Genomic DNA, 15,687 nt, shown 5'->3' with positions numbered 1-15,687 from the left:
ACAGACCGCGCCTCACGGTCGAGCAGCCATCCTCACCACAGCACCCACCGGGTACGGTGGACGGATCCTGAGACGCATCTCTGGTTCTGAGGGGAGGACACAGTCGCACAGGGCCCGGTCCTGGCCGGTCGGCGGGGACGGGCGTGCCGTCTGCAGATCATGGTGGTTGTCGAGGTGCTGGGGCCGGTGCAGGTCAGACGCGACGACGGCACCGTCGTCCGTCCGCCAGGCCTGCAGGCGCTGCTGCTGAGCATGCTGGTCGTGGACGCAGACCAGATCGTCACGACGGATCGGCTGATCGACGTCATGTGGGGCGCTGCCCCGGATGATCGTGCTGCTCATCGCCTGCAGTCCCATATCCACCGGCTGCGCCGCACACTCGACACCGGTGCCACGATCGAGGCCGACGGCGGCGGGTACCGTCTGAGCCTCGAAGGCGGGGCTGTCGACGCGGTCCGCTTCGAGAAGCTCCTCGCGGAGGCACGGAGGGCGGCCGAGATCGGCGACCATGACCAGGTGGTGACGCTGTGTCGCGACGCTCTCTCCCTGTGGCGGGGCGCACCGTTCGAGACCATCGAGACCACACGTCTGGCCGGAGCATCGCGGCGCCTCCACGACCTTCGCTCGTCCACCTGGGAACTGCTGCTGGCCTCGGAGCTGTCCCGGGGAAACCACGAGACGGTGGCGCGAGAGATCGAGCCGCTGGTCCGTGAGCACCCGCTCCGCGAGCGCCTCCACGAACTGCTCGTCACGGCCCTCTCCCTCTCCGGTCACCACGCCGACGCGCTGGGGGCCTGTGAACGCGCCAGGACATGGCTTCTGGATGAGCTCGGCGTCGAGCCCGGACCCCGGCTGCGAGAGCTGCATCGCATGGTCCTCGCCGAGGAAGCGATACTCGTCGACCCGGGCACGTCCGTCCCGAAGCCGTCCCGCCAGGTTCCCGCCCAGCTGCCGGTGTGTCCCCGTGTCTTCGTCGGCCGCACGGACGTCCTTCGGGAGCTTGACGAGGGGAGGAGCCGTGCTGTCGATCCGGTCAGGATCTTCTGCCTGACCGGTGGCGCCGGCACTGGCAAGACGGCGCTGGCCGTCTCGTGGGGACATGCGGTCACAGGCGACTTCCCGGACGGACAGCTGTACATCGATCTGCGGGGCTTCGGCCCGGATGAGCCTCGGGACCCTACGGAAGCACTGCCCGGACTTCTCACTGCTCTGGGCGTCCCGACGGCGGAGATTCCTGATGGCGAGCACGAACGATCAGCCCTGTTCCGATCGGCCATGTCAGGTCGTCGGATGCTGGTGGTGCTCGACAACGCCAAGGACGCCGACCACGTCCGGCCTCTGCTCCCGGGGACATCGGAGTCAGTCACCGTCGTGACCAGTCGTTCGCAGCTGACCGGACTGGTCGTGCAGGAAGGTGCGCATCGCCTCCCGTTGGGTCCGCTCTCCCCGGAGGAGACTCAGCAGCTCATCGCGGACCTGGGCCTGCCGCTGGATGACTCACAGGCCGATTCCCTGGCAGCAGTCTGCTCGCGCCTCCCCCTGGCCCTGCGCATCGCAGCCGAGCGTATGCGGTCAGGAGGCGCCCAGGAACTGGACGCGCTCCTCGCCTCGCCCCAGGACGTCCCTCCTGACGCCGGGGCTCGGCTGGACGTGTTGGACGTCGGAGAGGACCGGGCGTCCGTTCGCGGCGTCTTCTCCTGGTCCTACCGTCACCTGGACCATGACTCCGCATGGATCTTCCGATGCTTCGGCATCTCACCGTCCGCTGAACTGAGCCTGGGTCCGCTCTCAGCGCTCGCCCACCTCGATGAACGCGCCACCCGGCGCGGCGTGGAGACGCTCCGGCGTGCTCATCTGGTCGAGCCGGTGTCCCGGGGGCGCTACCGGCTTCATGACCTGCTTCGGGTCTACGCGATCGAGCTCTCCGAGAATCACGATCCGGAGTCGGCGCGGCAGCGAGCCTTCGCCCGGCTGTGCGATCACTATCTCGAGCGGGCGGCCTTGGCCATGGTGGTCCGCATGCCCCACCAGACCGACCATCCCAGCATCCAGGACCTGGCAGGCAGGGCGAAGGCGACAGGAGCCGACGTCGACGTCCGGTCAGCCATCACCTGGCTCACCACCGAACGTGAGAATCTCGTCCTCACCTCGGAGGAGGCCGCCCGCCGCGGGGGCCATCCCTTCTCCACAGACCTCTCCGAGATCATCTGGCGCGATCTGTACCATGATGAGGCCCATGTGCTGGCGGAGCGACTGCATGGCGCTGCGCTCCGAGCGGCTCGCCATGTCGACGATGCTTCTGGGGAGGGCACTGCGCATCGACGTCTTGCCATCACCGCGGTGAACCGTGCGCGTCTCGACGAGGCCCAGCATCACGCCGCACGCGCCCTGGAGCTCCACGCGACGGCCGATGCCCTCAAGGAGATCGCCGCTGACCGGGACACGCTCGGTGCGTTGAGCTTCTACCGTTGTCGTCCGGCCGACGCGGGTGCGCACTTCGAATCCTCGGCTCACGCTCACGAGGAGCTGGCAGATCCGCGAGGGGGCTGCGCCATGGCCAATGCCGGTCTGGTCCATCAGCGGATGGGGCGCTTGGACGATGCCCTGTTCTGGCTGGGGAAGGCACTGGACTACAGCCACCAGCACCACCAGACGTCTGATGAATGCTCCGCCTGTGCGTCCCTCTCCCTGGTGCACAGAGAACGGGGCGAACTCGAGACATCTCTGAGATGCGCCGAGCAGGCCATTGCCCTGGCACAGGACATTGCGGCCGCGGACCTCGAAGGTTTCGCCCGGGCGGAGATGGGCAAGACGTCATGGCTGTCGGGTGAGACCGCCACAGGGCAGCACCTGCTGGACCAGGCGCTCGACGTGGCAGAGCGACTTGTGATCGAGGACCTGGCGTCGGAGGCCCGGTTCGGTCTCGGGGAGATCGCTCTTGACCGCGGGGACCTCCACCGTGCGGTCGGCCTCTTCACTGCGGCCCTCGACGTCTCGGACCAGTATTGGTACGAGTTGGCCCAAGCCCATAGGGGGCTGGCCCGGACCTTCGACGCGCTCGGCTCAGTCGACGAAGCGACGGAGGCCTGGCGGCGGGCCGCGGAGATCTATACGGCTGTCGATCATCCTGACGCCGAGGCGCTGCGACGACGGGCGGCGGGCGGACCCGCTCCGTGAGCGCCGGGGACATCAGCGCCGAGCTGGGCCGCACGGGGTCAGCCTCCGCGGACCCGGCCGCTCGCCCTCACGGCAGATACCCGTAGGGCGCAGCCGTGGCCCGGGCGACCATGTCGTCGTGCCGCCGCCGCGCTTCCCAGCCGACCAGTCGGCGCCGGTGGATCTCCTGGGGCCCCGGCCGCTCGCGTCGGACGACGCAGATCTCCTCGCAGCGGCTGGCCCACAGCACCAGGCGCGCGCCCAGCTCGTAGGCCAGCCGCCGCGCGGCGGGGATGCTGTGGACATCGATGATGCTGGTCATGGTTCTCCTCACGCAGACATGTCTCCGGCTGCAGGTCCCCTCCTCGTATGGCTCCACTGTGCCGACACCGCCTCACAGTCTCCTCACACGGGCCTCACACGCCCTTCTGCAGCGGTCCGCTCAGCCGCTGACCTGGGACGTCTCCTCTCCATCGGCGCCGAAGAGTTCTCGGAGAGCGCTGCGGCACGGTACCGTGTCATCGTCGGGCACGGTCGTCGCAACGGGAGGGGAGGATCGCCCCGGCGGTCGCGGGCGCCGCCATCCGGAGGCACCGCTCCGGAGTCTGCCGGGGATCATGACATGCCGATCTTCGAGGTGCTGGGGCCTGTACGCGTTCGTCGCGATGACGGCAGCACACTCACCCCGACAGGTCTGCAGTCCCAGCTGCTGGGGCTGCTCCTGGCGAACCCCGGCCGCCTGCTGACCCATGACCGGCTCGCCGACGCGATGTGGGGATGCCCGGCGGATCCGCGGATGGTCCATCGCCTGCAGACGCACGTGCATCGCCTGCGCTCCGCCGTCGGCGACCTGCCCCTGGCCGCGGACCCCGGTGGGTACCGGCTTCAGATCACCGCGGAACAGACCGACGCCGGACGGTTCGAGTCCCTGGTCTCCGCGGCGGCCGACGTCGCCGCCCAGCAGCCAGCCCAGGCCGCGGCACTCGCCCGTGAAGCCCTGAACCTCTGGCGCGGACGACCGTTCCACGGCCTGGAGACCGAGGAGACCGCGGCGGCATCTGTGCGCCTGCAGCATCTGCGGGTCACCGCGTGGGAGGAGCTCTACGCCGCTGAGCTGACCTGCGGGCATCATGCGCTCGTGGCCGACGAACTGCCACCTGTCGTCGATCAGCACCCGCTGCGTGAGCGCCTCCGCGAGCTGCTCATGATGAGCCACGCCGCAGCGGGCCGTCAGGCCGACGCCCTGGCTGTCTTCCACGAGGCACGCTCGGTGCTGCGCCGGGAACTGGGTGTGGAACCGGGCCCTGGACTGCAGGACCTGCAGGCGCGGATCCTCTCCGGTGCCGCACTGGACCATGACCGTCTTCCGCCTGCCGCGGCCCTCGAGGCGCTGTCACGCCAGCGGGCCGGCGTCCACGGGGCCTGCGCGGCTGTGGAGGTCCCAGCTCAGCTGCCCGCCCGGCCGCGAGGATTCATCGGACGCGACGCCGAGCAGAGTGAGCTCTGGACGTGGCTGGACGATGACCATCGTCCGGCGTCGCTGTTCACACTCATCGGCGGCGCCGGCGTCGGCAAGACCGCCCTGGCTCTGCATTGGGCCCACGAGATCGCCCACCGGTTCCCCGACGGTCACTTGGCGGTGGACCTGCGGGGGTACGGTCCCGAGGATCCCGTGCCTGCAGAACAGGCCCTCGCCGGGTTCCTGCGCGCTCTCGGCACGGACGTCGAACACGTCCCCGACGGACTCGACGAGCGCGCGGCGGCCTTCCGGTCCCAGACGGCGGAACGACGCCTGCTGATCCTGCTGGACAACGCCCGCGATGTGTCCCAGGTGCGGCCGCTGCTGCCCGGAGGCTCCGGTTCCCTGGTCATCGTGACGAGCCGGACCGCGCTCACGGGGCTGGTGCTGCAGGAGGGCGCGCACCAGATCGCCCTCAGCACGATGGGCGACGACGACTCACGCCGCCTGCTCGGACAGCTGCTGGGCCCGGCGCCCAGCGCTGATCAGCTGGAGACCCTCGCCGACCGGTGTGCGCATCTGCCGCTGGCCCTGCGTGTCGCCGCCGAACGTGTCCGGGGGATCGGATCTGAGGACCTTCCGACGGTCCTGGAGGATCTCGAGGACCTGCAGGATCGACTCGACGTCCTCGACCTCCACGCCACCGGGGACCAGGCGTCCTCCATGCGAGCGGTGTTCTCCTGGTCGTATCTGGGCCTCGAGCCGACCCCAGCCTGGCTGTTCCGCTGCTTCGGCGTCGCACCGGCCCATGAGCTCAGCCTCCAAGGCCTGTCCGCCCTGGCGGGGCTCGAGCTCCGCATCGTTCGGCAGGGGGTAGAGGGGCTGCGCCGAGCCCATCTGGTGGAGAGCTGCGGGCCTCACCGGTACCGCCTGCATGACCTCCTCCGCAGCTACGCGATCGAGCTCACCGAAGACCACGAGGGCGACACCGTCCGGCAGGCGTGTCTCGACCGTCTGTCCCGCCACTACCTTCGGGGCGTGGCGGCCGCTTTGGAGATCCTCATGCCCGAAGAGATGACCATCCCCGAGGCGTGGGATCTCCTCGACGCCGACACCGTCCGGCCGTTCAGCCGGAAGACGGACGCAGCGGAATGGCTCGAGCAGGAGCTGCCCCATCTGCTCGTCACCGCGGAGCACTGTGCCGATGGCGGCCAGCCGCGCTTCGCCGTCGTGCTGTCCAAGCTCCTGCGTCGCCACCTGGACCGCTCCCCCTATCTGCACAGCGCCCACCGGCTGCACACCGCAGCCTTCCTGGCCGGCCGCCGCCTGGAGGACCTGGCCGCACAGGGCCACTCACTGCGGATGCTGGGGCGAGTGGCCCTGCTGCGGGTGCAGCTGGAGGAGTCGCGTGAGCTGCTGGAGCGGTCCGTGGACTGTCACCTCCGAGCCGGAGAGGAGCGTGAGGCCGCCGTCACCCGAGGGCTGCTGGGAGGGGCCCACGCCTATCGCGGAGACATCCGCGGCGCCCTGCGCGAGCACCGATCCTCCGTGGACACGCTGCGGGCCCTCGACGACCCGGCGGTGTGCTTCTCCCTGGCCAACTGGGGGCTGGCCCACCATCTGCTGGGTGAGGCGGACGAGGCCCGCAGGCTCCTCCACGAAGCAGTCGACATCAGCCGGCAGCGCGGCTCGCCCTACGGCGAGTCCGTCGCCCTGCTGAACCTGACCCTGACCTACGCGAGCACCGGAGAGCATGAGGCTGCGTTGGACCTCGCCCGGCGGACGCTGCGACTGGCCACCAGGCTGGGGCGTCGCGCTCGCGCCTGCCAGGCCCTGGTCAGCGCCGGAGAGGCGCTCCACGGCGTGGGCCGGCGCAAGGTCGGTCACCGGCTCGTGCGGTTGGCCCTGACCGAGGCCGAGGATCTGGGGCAGCGGGACATCATCGCCACCGCCCACCTGGCGCTCGGCGGCCTGACGCGAGAGGCCCGGGCGCTGCAGCACAGCAGGTCCCACCTGCTCATCTCTCTGGAGCAGGCGCGCGGGCACTGGGACCTGGAGGCGCTGACCCTGATCAGTCTGGGCGAGACATGCTCCGCGACTCAGGACCCAGACGGTGCGCGGGAGGCATGGGGCCAGGCGCTGGCGATCTACGAGCGGGTGGGCCACGCTCACACGCCGGTCCTGCGGCGTCGTCTTCAGGGCGTCGAGTCTCCGGCGGTCACCTGACGAGACGAGGGGGCTCCGACCGTGGGCTCGCGGTCTCCCGAACGGCCGGTCTCCGGACCGGCTCGCCCCTCAGAGGCCGACGGCGGGGATGATCTCTCGTTGCCACGCCTGACGACCATGGACGACGAAGCGATGCTCGTAGCCGTCCCGGATGTCGACGACCACAGCGTTGGGCACCACAGGGACCATTCCGGCGATCCTCGTCCAGCCGAGGCGGAGGTCGGTGACCTCCTCCAGCGGCACGACCGCATCTCCCGTCTGGGCGTTCATGCGATGAGCCGCGGAGCGCAGCTGCCGATCCATCAGCGCGAGGTTTCCCTCAGAGCCCGGGGGATGGTCCTGACAGCCGCTCCTTGCTGCTCCGAGGACCACGACCGCGACATGGCCCGGCCTGACGGTGCGGACCTCAGCGCCGACGTCCTCGTGACCTGCCGCCCGGGCGCCTCTCCGGGTCGTCGTGGCCATGTCATGGCCCTCTGAGGAGGACACCTCTGTCACAGACCTCCCCTGGACCGAGATGGCCCGAGGTGGTCGAACTCAGTGCTGAGGCTCCGATTCCGGATAGGCGACCCCGGGCCCGGCGACGGCCAGCCGCACGACCGCGCCCGGCGGCAGCGGATCGGCGTTGAGCCGGCGCACGCGGATGGGCTCCTCGAGTCCGTCCACCGACACCACAGCCGTGGTGTCATGCCCGAAGTACTGCGAGGTCAGCACCTCGGCACGGACGCCTTCGTCGGCCAGCACGATCTGCTCCGGACGAAGCATGACGGTGGCCGATGCGTCCGCGGTGCGCCAGCTCCGATCCTCGGCCGACTCCTCCGGTTCGGAACGCACCACCGAGACGTCTCCGAGCACAGTGGACGCCACGCCGGGACTGCGCAGGCGGGCCGGCAGCAGCACGGCCTCGCCCAGGAACCTGGCAGTGCGCGCATCACGGGGGCGGCGGTAGATCTCCTCCGGGGTGCCCGTCTGGGCCAGCCGCCCGTCCCGCAGCACGGCCACCTGGTCGGCGAAGGACAGGGCCTCGTCCTGGTCGTGGGTCACCAGCACGGTGGTGGTCCCGGTCGAGGCGAGGATCTCACGGACGGCCTGCCGAGTGATCTCCCGCAGACCTGCGTCCAAGGCGGAGAACGGCTCGTCCAACAGGATGACCTCCGGACGCCGGGCCAGTGCGCGGGCCAACGCCACCCGCTGCCGCTGGCCTCCGGAGAGCTGATCGGGCCGCCGTCGCGCGTGGGAGCGGTCCAGGCTCACCAGGTCCAGCAGCTCCTCGACGCGGCGCCTCGCCTCCCCGCGCCGGATGCCCTTCGGCAGTCCGAAGGCGATGTTTCCTGCCACGTCGAGATGCGGGAACAGGGCCCCGTCCTGTGCCACCAGACCGATGCTGCGCCGGTGGGCGGGCACCTGGGTGACCTCCTGCCCGCGCAGGGACACCGTGCCGGTTGCGGGGCGGAGGAACCCGGCGATCACCCGCAGCAGCGAGGTCTTGCCGGAACCGGACGGTCCCACGATCGCGGTGGTGCTGCCGGGCGCCACCTCCAGGTCCACGCCCTGGAGGACCGGGGTGCCCCGCCCGAAGCCGACCGAGGCGCCCACCACCTGCAGTCCCGGCCGCTCAGCACCGGCCCCCAAGACGGCGGTCTGCCTCGCCGCATCGATTGGTGCGCCCGCGGGACTCGTGGTCAATGCCGGAGTGGTCATCGGACCTCCTTGAGCAGTCGTGAGATCATCATCCAGGCCGGAACGGCGGCGACGAGTACCAGCAGCGCCGCGAACGGAGCGGCGGCCGCGTAGGACTCGTTGCCGGTGTAGGTCCACAGCCGCGTGGCCAGAGTGTCGAAGCCTGTGGGCCGCAGCATCAGCGTCGCAGGAAGCTCCTTGATCACCGTGAGAAGGACCAGCAGCGCCCCGGAGACGATGCCCGGAAGCATCAGCGGCAGGGTGACGCGCAGATAGGCCTGCACCGGACTCCTGCCGAGCGCCCGCGCCGCCTCCTCCAGCTCCGGCGGCGCACTGAGCGCGGCCGAGAGGACCGGCCCCAGGCTCAGCGGCAGCATCAGGGCGCAGTAGGCCAGTGTGAGCAGCCACATCGTCTGATACAGCGCCGGAAGGACCGTGATGCCGAGCATCACCACCGAGAGTCCGATGACGACCCCGGGCAGCGAATGCGCCAGATACGCGGCCCTCTCCAGGCCTCGAGCCAGGACGCTGGGGCGTCGGGCCAGCCACAGCCCCAGCGGGACGGCGATCAGCGTGGTCGCGGCCGCCGCCAGGCCGGCGGCCCACAGCGAGTTGCCCAGGGCACCCATCACCTCGGCGAGGGATCCCGGGCGGGACACCCCCTGGACGCTCCAGATGCCCAGTGCCGAGAGCGGCACCCCCAGCGCGACGACGATCGGCGCCCACCCCAGCATCACGGCCGCACCACGCCAGCGCCCCAGATCGAGCAGCAGCAGGCGTCCACCTCCCGAGCCGGAGAGGCTCGCATACCTGGTCCCGGTGCGACGCAGACGCCCCTCGACGGTGAGGACGCACAGGGTGAGCAGCAGGAGCACGGAGGACAGTGCGATGCCGCCGAGTCGGTCGAATCCCATGGAGAAACTGGTGAAGATCGCCCGAGTGAAGGTGTCCACCCGCAGGATCGAGACTGCTCCGAAGTCCGCGATCACGTAGACCGCGCACAGCAGGCCCCCAGCGGTGATCGCCGGGGCGGCCTGTCGCACCGTCACCGTGAAGAACGTGGACAGCGGCCCGCGGCCCAGTGCCCGTGCGGCCTCCTCCTGCGCGGGATCGACAGCCACCAGGGCGGCGACCGCCGGCAGGTATACGTACGGGTACGTGACGGAGGTGATCACCACGACGGCGGCGGCGAAGCCCTCGAACGTCGTGCCCGGGCTGAGCAGCGCGTTCATCGACTGCCAGCCGAAGGCCGCCACATAAGAGGGAACCGCCAATGGCAGGGCGGCCGCCACCCCCAGGGCCACGCGCCCCGGGATCCGGGTGCGGGTCACCAACGCGGCCAACCCGACTCCGAGGGCCACACACAGCAGAGTCACCAGGCCGGTCAGGGCGAGGGACGTGACGGCCAGCCGCGCGCTGCGGGGGCTCAGGACAGCATCAGCGAAGTCGCCCAGGGGGTATTGGGCGACGCGCACCACCAGGTAGACCAGTGGCAGCAGGGCCACCGCGGTGCCGATCAGCGCTGCGGCCCGCAGCCACCAGGGCACGCCGACGGCTCCGCCCCCGGCAGGGGCGGAGCCGTCAGTGCGCCGGAGCCGACCGGCCGTGGTGGGGGTGATGGGTCAGCCCACCAGCCCGGATTCGGTGATCATCTGCACGGTGGTCTCCAGGTCCTCCAGAGAGTTGAGGTCGATGTCCGGGACGTCGAGCTCCTCCAACGACGGCATGCCCTCCGGCCCGTCGAGGCCGTCGATCAGTGGGTACTCAGCCGTCTCTTCGGCGAAGTAGCGCTGGCCCTCGTCGCTGAGCAGGTGCTCCACGAGCGTATGGGCTCCTTCATGGTCGGCGTCGAACACTCCGACGCCGGCCACGTTCATCAGCGCGCCGACGTCGCCGTCACCGAAGAGGTGGTTGGCGATGTTCAGCTCTGCGGGGTCCTCCCCCAGCTCGGCCGCACGGCCGTAGAGGTAGTAGTGGTTGACCAGGCCCATCTCCACGACGCCGTCGGCGACGTCGGAGACGATCTCGCCGTTCTTCTCCCGGATCTGCGGGTCGTTCTCCGCCAGCCCGGTCAGGAAGTCCTCGGCGGTCTCGTCGCCCTCGATCTCACGGTAGGCGGTCACGAACGCTTGGAAGGACCCGTTGGTCGGAGCCACCGCGTAGCGCCCTGCGTACTCGGGATCGGTCAGATCCGAGACGGTCTCCGGCAGCTCCGACTCGTCGACGAGGTCTGTGTTGTACACCAGGGTGCGGGCCCGGCCCGAGACTCCGACCCATCGGTCCTCCGCGTCACGGAAGGCCTCCGGCACCTGGGCGAGGAGCTCCTCGTCAAGCTCCTCGAACAGCCCGTCCTGGGCGACGGCACCGAGCGCCCCGGCATCCTGGGCGAGGAAGATGTCAGCGGGTGTGGACTCCCCCTCCTCGAGGATCTGGGCGGCCAGCTCGGCGGTGTCTCCGTAGCGGACCTCGACGTCGATGCCGGTGTCCTCGCTGAACTGGTCGATCAGCGGCTGGATCAGCTCCTCGTTGCGTCCCGAATACAGCACGACGCTGTCCTGGTCGGCTCCGGCCTGCTCTCCGGCGGCCTCGTCCTGGTCGCCGTCGGCGGCGCCGCAGGAGGTGAGCGTCAGGGCCAGCAGCGCGACGGCGGCCGGCACGAGAGTGCGAGTCATCGAATGGGGTCCTTTCATGGGGCTGTGCCGCGGGCCCTCCGGCACATGCCCTGGGGGCCCGCTGTGCCGTCCGGGCTGCGTCTCTGTCGGTGGTGCGTTGTGGCCGATGGCGGCCCTTGGGATACGACAGAGCGGGCCCGCGTCCCGCACGGGCACCGTCCAGCAGTATACGCAACAGAAGCCTTGGCTAATAGCCCAGATCGGGACCAGGTGAAGGTGAGGCATCCCTTCCCCGGAGGTATCTCGCGTCAGTGAGGATGCCAGCGCGCCAGGTGAGGCCTATGTGACGATTTCCTCGACACTCCTGGACGAGGGCAGGCCGACAGACACGTCGGCCCCGGCCTGTGCAGGTGCACCGGGGCCGGGGCCGACGTCGTCGGACTGCCGACAGGCCCGTCAGCTCACGCCGAGAGCCTCCTGGATGGGGCCGGAGACGAAGTAGAGGATGAACAGCACCGCGGTCACGTACATGAGCGGATGCACCTCCCGGGCCTTGCCACGCAGCAGCTTGATACCCACGAAGGTGATGAACCCCGCGCCGATGCCGTTGGTGATCGAGTACGAGAACGGCATCATCACCACGGTCATGAAGGCCGGGATGGCGATCTCCACGTCCGTCCAGTCGATGCGGGTGATCTGCTGCATCATCAGGAACCCGACGAGCACGAGCGTCGCCGACGCGGCCTCGGTGGGGATGACCGCCGCCAGCGGCGCCAGCACGATCGTGGCCAGGAACAGCACGCCCGTGACCACATTGGCCAGCCCGGTTCGGGCGCCGTCGCCGACGCCGACCGTGGACTCGATGAAGCCCGAGTTCACCGAGGTGGAGCCCAGGCCGCCGCCCATGGTCCCCACGGCGTCAGAGATCATGATGCGCCGCGAGTAGGGGATCTCGCCTGAGGCGTCCTTGATGCCGCCCGCGTTGGAGACACCCACCATGGTGCCCAGCAGGTCGAAGAAGTTCGCCAGCAGCAAGGTGAAGATCGCCAACGACGCCGCGATGATCCCGATGTTCTGCCAGGACCCCAACAGGTTGAACTCGCCGATCAGGGACAGGTCCGGCAGCGTGAACCAGTTCTGGTCGAGGGTCGGCACAGAGAGGCCCCAGCCGTAGGGGTTCTCCTCGCCGTCGGCGCCGACCTGCGGCCCCACGCGGAACACCGCCTCCACAGTGAGCGCCAGCACTGAGGCGCCGATGATCGAATAGAGGATGGCGCCGCGCACCTTGGCGGCCCACATCACGAACAGGGCGAACAGGGCCACCAGGAAGATCAGCAGAGGCCACCCGAACAGGAAGCCGCCCACTCCCAGCTCCAGCCCGACTCCGCCGGAGTTCTGGATGAATCCGGCGTTCATCATCCCGATCAGGGCGATGAACAGTCCGATGCCGACGCTGATGGCATTCTTCAGCGGGGCCGGGACGGCGTTGAAGATCGCCTGCCGGAAGCCCGTCAGGACGAGGATCAGCAGGATGAAGCCCTCGATGACCACCAGGCCCATGGCGTCGGCCCACGTCATGCCCGGCAGCACCACGATGCCGTAAGTGATGAACGCCGAGAGGCCCAAGGACGAGGACACGGCCATCGGGAACTTGCCGACCACCCCCATCAGGATGGTCATCAGCCCGGAGATCAGCGACGTCGCCGCCGCCACGGCAGGCAGGTTCGGCTCGGTGCCGCCACCCAGGTAGTGACCGGTCGAGTCGGCCGCCGCGCCGATGATCAGCGGATTGAGCACGATGATGTAGCTCATGGCCAGGAAGGTGGCCAGGCCTCCGCGCACCTCCCGCCCGATGCTGGAGCCGCGCTCGGAGATGTGGAAATAGCGATCGAGGACGCCGTGCCGCGCCCGCTGGGAACTCTGTACACTCACGAGGCCCCACTCTAGGCGATCCGAGCCCCTCAGGCCCCGCCGCCGTCGTCGACGAACACCCGCCGACCGGCGAACCAGCCTGCCACGCCCTGGGCAGCGATCACGCCGAGCAGCACATGCAGCACTGGCACCCACGAACCTGTGACGTCCACCAACGCACCGGCGATCAGCGGCCCGGAGCCCGCCAGCAGGTACCCGATCCCCTGGGCCATGCCGGAGAGCCGCGCCGCCTGATGCGGCGTCCTGGCCCGGAGGGAGACGACGGTGAGGCTCACCAGAAGCGTGGCCCCGGAGGCGAATCCGGCCATGAGGCACCACACGGGCAGAAGCTGCGGGACGAAGGCCATGCCGGCGACCCCCGACCCCATCAGCACCGCCAGTCCGACGGCGATGCCGCGCTGATCCCGCGTGCGCTGCATCAGCGGACCCACCAGGAGGCTGGCGATGATCCCGACCGCTTGGTAAGCAGCAAGCCACCATCCCGCCGCCGCCTGAGAGATCCCGTGGTACGTCTGGATCGACGGCAGCCAGGTGAGCATGATGTAGAACACTGCCGACTGCAGACCGAAGTAGGCCGTGACCTGCCACGCCACCGGTGACCGTGTCAGTCGGCGTCTTCGGGGGCGCGGGCTGTCCGAGACCTCCGTCGGCAGCACCACGACCGCCTGCTCCTGCGGCCGTCCGCGCCGGGACCAGACCACTGCGGCGACGACGGCCAACGCCGAGGCTGAGGCCAGAGTGAGCTCCCAGCCGATCCAGGCGGCGGCCGGGACCGCCACACCGGAGGCCACCGCCGCACAGCCGACGAGCGTGGCGGTGTAGAGGCCCGTCATCAGGGGCACATGATCGGGAAAGTCCCGCTTGACCACCGCCGGCACCAGGACGTTCCCCACGGCGATGGCCGCCCCGAGGATCACGGTGCCCAGATACAACGTCCAGACCCCGGCCGGCAGCGGGCCGCCGGGGAGAGACCTCAGCACCGTGCCTGCGGCGAGCACGCCCAGCGCCAGCAGGATGCTGCGTTCCATGCCCAACCGGGAGGAGAGCCGATGCACCACAGGCGAGAAGACCCCGAGGCTGAGGACCGGCAGTGCACCCAACAGGCCCAATGCGCTCGCGCTCATCCCGGTGTCGGCACCGATCCGTTCGATCAGCGGCCCCACCACAGTGATGGCCGGACGGAGGTTGGCCGCCACCAGCAGCACGGTGACCAGCAGAAGGGCGCGAGACGGACCCCGCGCGTCGTCCTGCGACGCTGTCATGCGAGACCAGCGAGCTCGGCCAGGGCCTCCTGGAGATCGCGAGACCGGTCCGAGGGAACGTGATGGACGTGACGGATCACCAGCTGGGGGTCGAGCACATAGCTGGTCCGCGTGGGCGCCCCCCGGGACGCGTCGAAGGCCCCGCAGGCTCGGGCGATCTCCCCGTGGGGCCAGAAGTCGCTCACCAGGTCGAAGGGGAGCCCCTCTCCCCCGGAGATCTCCTGCGCATAGGCGCGCAGCGCGTGCAGGGAGTCGCAGCTGATCGCCACCACACGCGCGCCGATCCTCTCGAACTCGCCGGCCGCGGCGTACACGGCGGACAGCTCCGTGCCGCAGACACGGCTGAAGGCGTAGGGGTAGAACATCACCAGTGAAGGCGCCCCGGCGAGGTCATGCAGCGCGAACTCCTCGCCGTGATGGGTCCGCCCCCCGACGCCGGGGATCCGCTGCCCCGGCCGCAGTGGGCGGCCATCCCCCGCCACGTCGGACGGACTCACTTGCGCGGCATGAGGCGGGCCGCGGCCCAGTCCGCACAGACGCCGGCCGACGAGGTCACGTGCAGCCCGGCGTTCGGCGCGGCGTCCTGGATCTCCACCGGCGGAACGTAGCCGTCACGCCCGGATCGCGGAGTCAGCAGCCACACCACGCCGCCGGTGTCGAGCGTGGTCAGCGAGTCCACCAGTGCATCGGTGAGGTCACCATCGCCGTCACGGAACCACAGGAGCACGGCGTCCACGACCTCGTCGTCGTCCTCGTCGATCAGCGGATCGTCGAGGAGGTCCTCCAGAGCGTCCCGGAAACCGTCGTCGACGTCATCGTCGACCCCGATCTCCTGGACGAGGGAATCAGCGGAGAGACCAAGCTCCTCCAACAGGCCCGACGTGTCGACCACATTGGTCGCGGCGTCGTAGGCGTGTCCGGTCTCGGCGCTCAACGGATCCTCGGCAGGGGCTGCCTGGCTCACCTGGGGTGTCCCTTCCTCTCGTGACATCGGGTGGAGGACCACGGCATGTGCCGCGCCTCTCACAGGCAACGTTACGTCGCCGGAGCACCGGGTGGGAAGTGCGACACCGGGTGTTCCGGGTAGAGTTGCCATGACGACGCGTGCCCGCACCCTGACGGGCGCGTACGACCTCGACAGCGCTGCCGGGCGTGACCCCTTGTGTCCGGGTTCTCAGTGCTGACCATCGACCCTTTGAGAGAGGTATGTTGTGAGCGCTGGTGAAGAGATCTCACATATTCGCAGCGGTCTGACCAACCAGTTGCCGGATGTGGATCCGGAGGAGACTCAGGAATGGTTGGAGTCTTTTGATCAGTTGGTGGAGGTCCATGGCACCGAGCGTGCGGAGTATATGATCCG

The 15,687-nt window shown here is 69.7% G+C and carries 11 protein-coding genes; 2 read left to right on the top strand and 9 right to left on the bottom strand.

Features of this window, described 5'->3' with window-relative positions:
* The first annotated feature begins 159 nt into the window (after positions 1 to 159).
* Complete coding sequence (locus SD455_RS14605) at positions 160 to 3,177, top strand: AfsR/SARP family transcriptional regulator (RefSeq protein ID WP_445508552.1); 3,018 nt, start codon at positions 160 to 162, stop codon at positions 3,175 to 3,177.
* A 67-nt stretch (positions 3,178 to 3,244) separates the two neighbouring features.
* Here the strand turns inward: SD455_RS14605 and SD455_RS14600 are convergent, their stop codons facing one another.
* On the bottom strand, positions 3,245 to 3,478 hold the full coding sequence (locus tag SD455_RS14600; protein ID WP_445508551.1) for a hypothetical protein: 234 nt from the start codon (positions 3,476 to 3,478) through the stop codon (positions 3,245 to 3,247).
* 300 nt (positions 3,479 to 3,778) lie between these two features.
* Here SD455_RS14600 and SD455_RS14595 point away from each other — a divergent pair, with 300 nt between their 5' ends.
* The gene (locus SD455_RS14595; RefSeq protein ID WP_445508550.1) at positions 3,779 to 6,841 is read left to right on the top strand and encodes an AfsR/SARP family transcriptional regulator; all 3,063 of its coding nucleotides are present in this window, start codon (positions 3,779 to 3,781) and stop codon (positions 6,839 to 6,841) included.
* A gap of 69 nt (positions 6,842 to 6,910) precedes the next feature.
* Here the strand turns inward: SD455_RS14595 and SD455_RS14590 are convergent, their stop codons facing one another.
* The 8 genes from SD455_RS14590 to SD455_RS14555 all read right to left on the bottom strand — a co-directional run bounded on the left by SD455_RS14590 (position 6,911) and on the right by SD455_RS14555 (position 15,291).
* The gene (locus SD455_RS14590) at positions 6,911 to 7,111 is read right to left on the bottom strand and encodes a hypothetical protein (RefSeq protein WP_139827637.1); all 201 of its coding nucleotides are present in this window, start codon (positions 7,109 to 7,111) and stop codon (positions 6,911 to 6,913) included.
* Positions 7,112 to 7,378: 267 nt separating this feature from the next.
* Positions 7,379 to 8,542, bottom strand: coding sequence for an ABC transporter ATP-binding protein (locus SD455_RS14585; RefSeq protein ID WP_083277789.1), 1,164 nt, complete (start codon positions 8,540 to 8,542; stop codon positions 7,379 to 7,381).
* On the bottom strand, positions 8,539 to 10,068 hold the full coding sequence (locus SD455_RS14580) for an ABC transporter permease (RefSeq protein WP_344683095.1): 1,530 nt from the start codon (positions 10,066 to 10,068) through the stop codon (positions 8,539 to 8,541). The genes SD455_RS14585 and SD455_RS14580 overlap by 4 nt, the downstream gene beginning before the upstream one ends.
* 75 nt (positions 10,069 to 10,143) lie before the next feature.
* On the bottom strand, positions 10,144 to 11,193 hold the full coding sequence (locus SD455_RS14575) for an extracellular solute-binding protein (protein ID WP_445508549.1): 1,050 nt from the start codon (positions 11,191 to 11,193) through the stop codon (positions 10,144 to 10,146).
* Positions 11,194 to 11,589: 396 nt separating this feature from the next.
* A complete protein-coding gene (locus tag SD455_RS14570; RefSeq protein WP_311024410.1) occupies positions 11,590 to 13,065 on the bottom strand; it encodes an NCS2 family permease in 1,476 nt (491 codons plus the stop codon).
* Positions 13,066 to 13,094: 29 nt separating this feature from the next.
* Positions 13,095 to 14,327 carry a CynX/NimT family MFS transporter gene (locus tag SD455_RS14565; protein ID WP_445508548.1) on the bottom strand — a complete coding sequence of 411 codons (1,233 nt, stop codon included), beginning with the start codon at positions 14,325 to 14,327 and terminating at the stop codon, positions 13,095 to 13,097.
* Positions 14,324 to 14,824 (bottom strand): redoxin domain-containing protein, encoded by a 501-nt coding sequence (locus SD455_RS14560; RefSeq protein ID WP_445508547.1) that lies wholly within the window; start codon positions 14,822 to 14,824, stop codon positions 14,324 to 14,326. Before SD455_RS14560 ends, SD455_RS14565 begins: the two co-directional genes overlap by 4 nt.
* Positions 14,821 to 15,291 carry a DUF3052 family protein gene (locus tag SD455_RS14555; protein WP_237089993.1) on the bottom strand — a complete coding sequence of 157 codons (471 nt, stop codon included), beginning with the start codon at positions 15,289 to 15,291 and terminating at the stop codon, positions 14,821 to 14,823. The genes SD455_RS14560 and SD455_RS14555 overlap by 4 nt, the downstream gene beginning before the upstream one ends.
* Between the last annotated feature and the right edge of the window lie 396 nt (positions 15,292 to 15,687).

The organism is Nesterenkonia sp. K-15-9-6, assembly GCF_052656005.1.
Note: the sequence above shows the minus strand (reverse complement) of the source record. Positions and strands in the feature narration are given on the sequence as shown.

Coding starts and splice junctions, on each gene's coding strand:
- SD455_RS14605 (WP_445508552.1), top strand. CDS start 160: ATGGTGGTTGTCGAGGTGCTGGGGCCGGTGCAGGTCAGACGCGACGAC.
- SD455_RS14600 (WP_445508551.1), bottom strand. CDS start 3,478: ATGACCAGCATCATCGATGTCCACAGCATCCCCGCCGCGCGGCGGCTG.
- SD455_RS14595 (WP_445508550.1), top strand. CDS start 3,779: ATGCCGATCTTCGAGGTGCTGGGGCCTGTACGCGTTCGTCGCGATGAC.
- SD455_RS14590 (WP_139827637.1), bottom strand. CDS start 7,111: ATGAACGCCCAGACGGGAGATGCGGTCGTGCCGCTGGAGGAGGTCACC.
- SD455_RS14585 (WP_083277789.1), bottom strand. CDS start 8,542: ATGACCACTCCGGCATTGACCACGAGTCCCGCGGGCGCACCAATCGAT.
- SD455_RS14575 (WP_445508549.1), bottom strand. CDS start 11,193: ATGACTCGCACTCTCGTGCCGGCCGCCGTCGCGCTGCTGGCCCTGACG.
- SD455_RS14565 (WP_445508548.1), bottom strand. CDS start 14,327: ATGACAGCGTCGCAGGACGACGCGCGGGGTCCGTCTCGCGCCCTTCTG.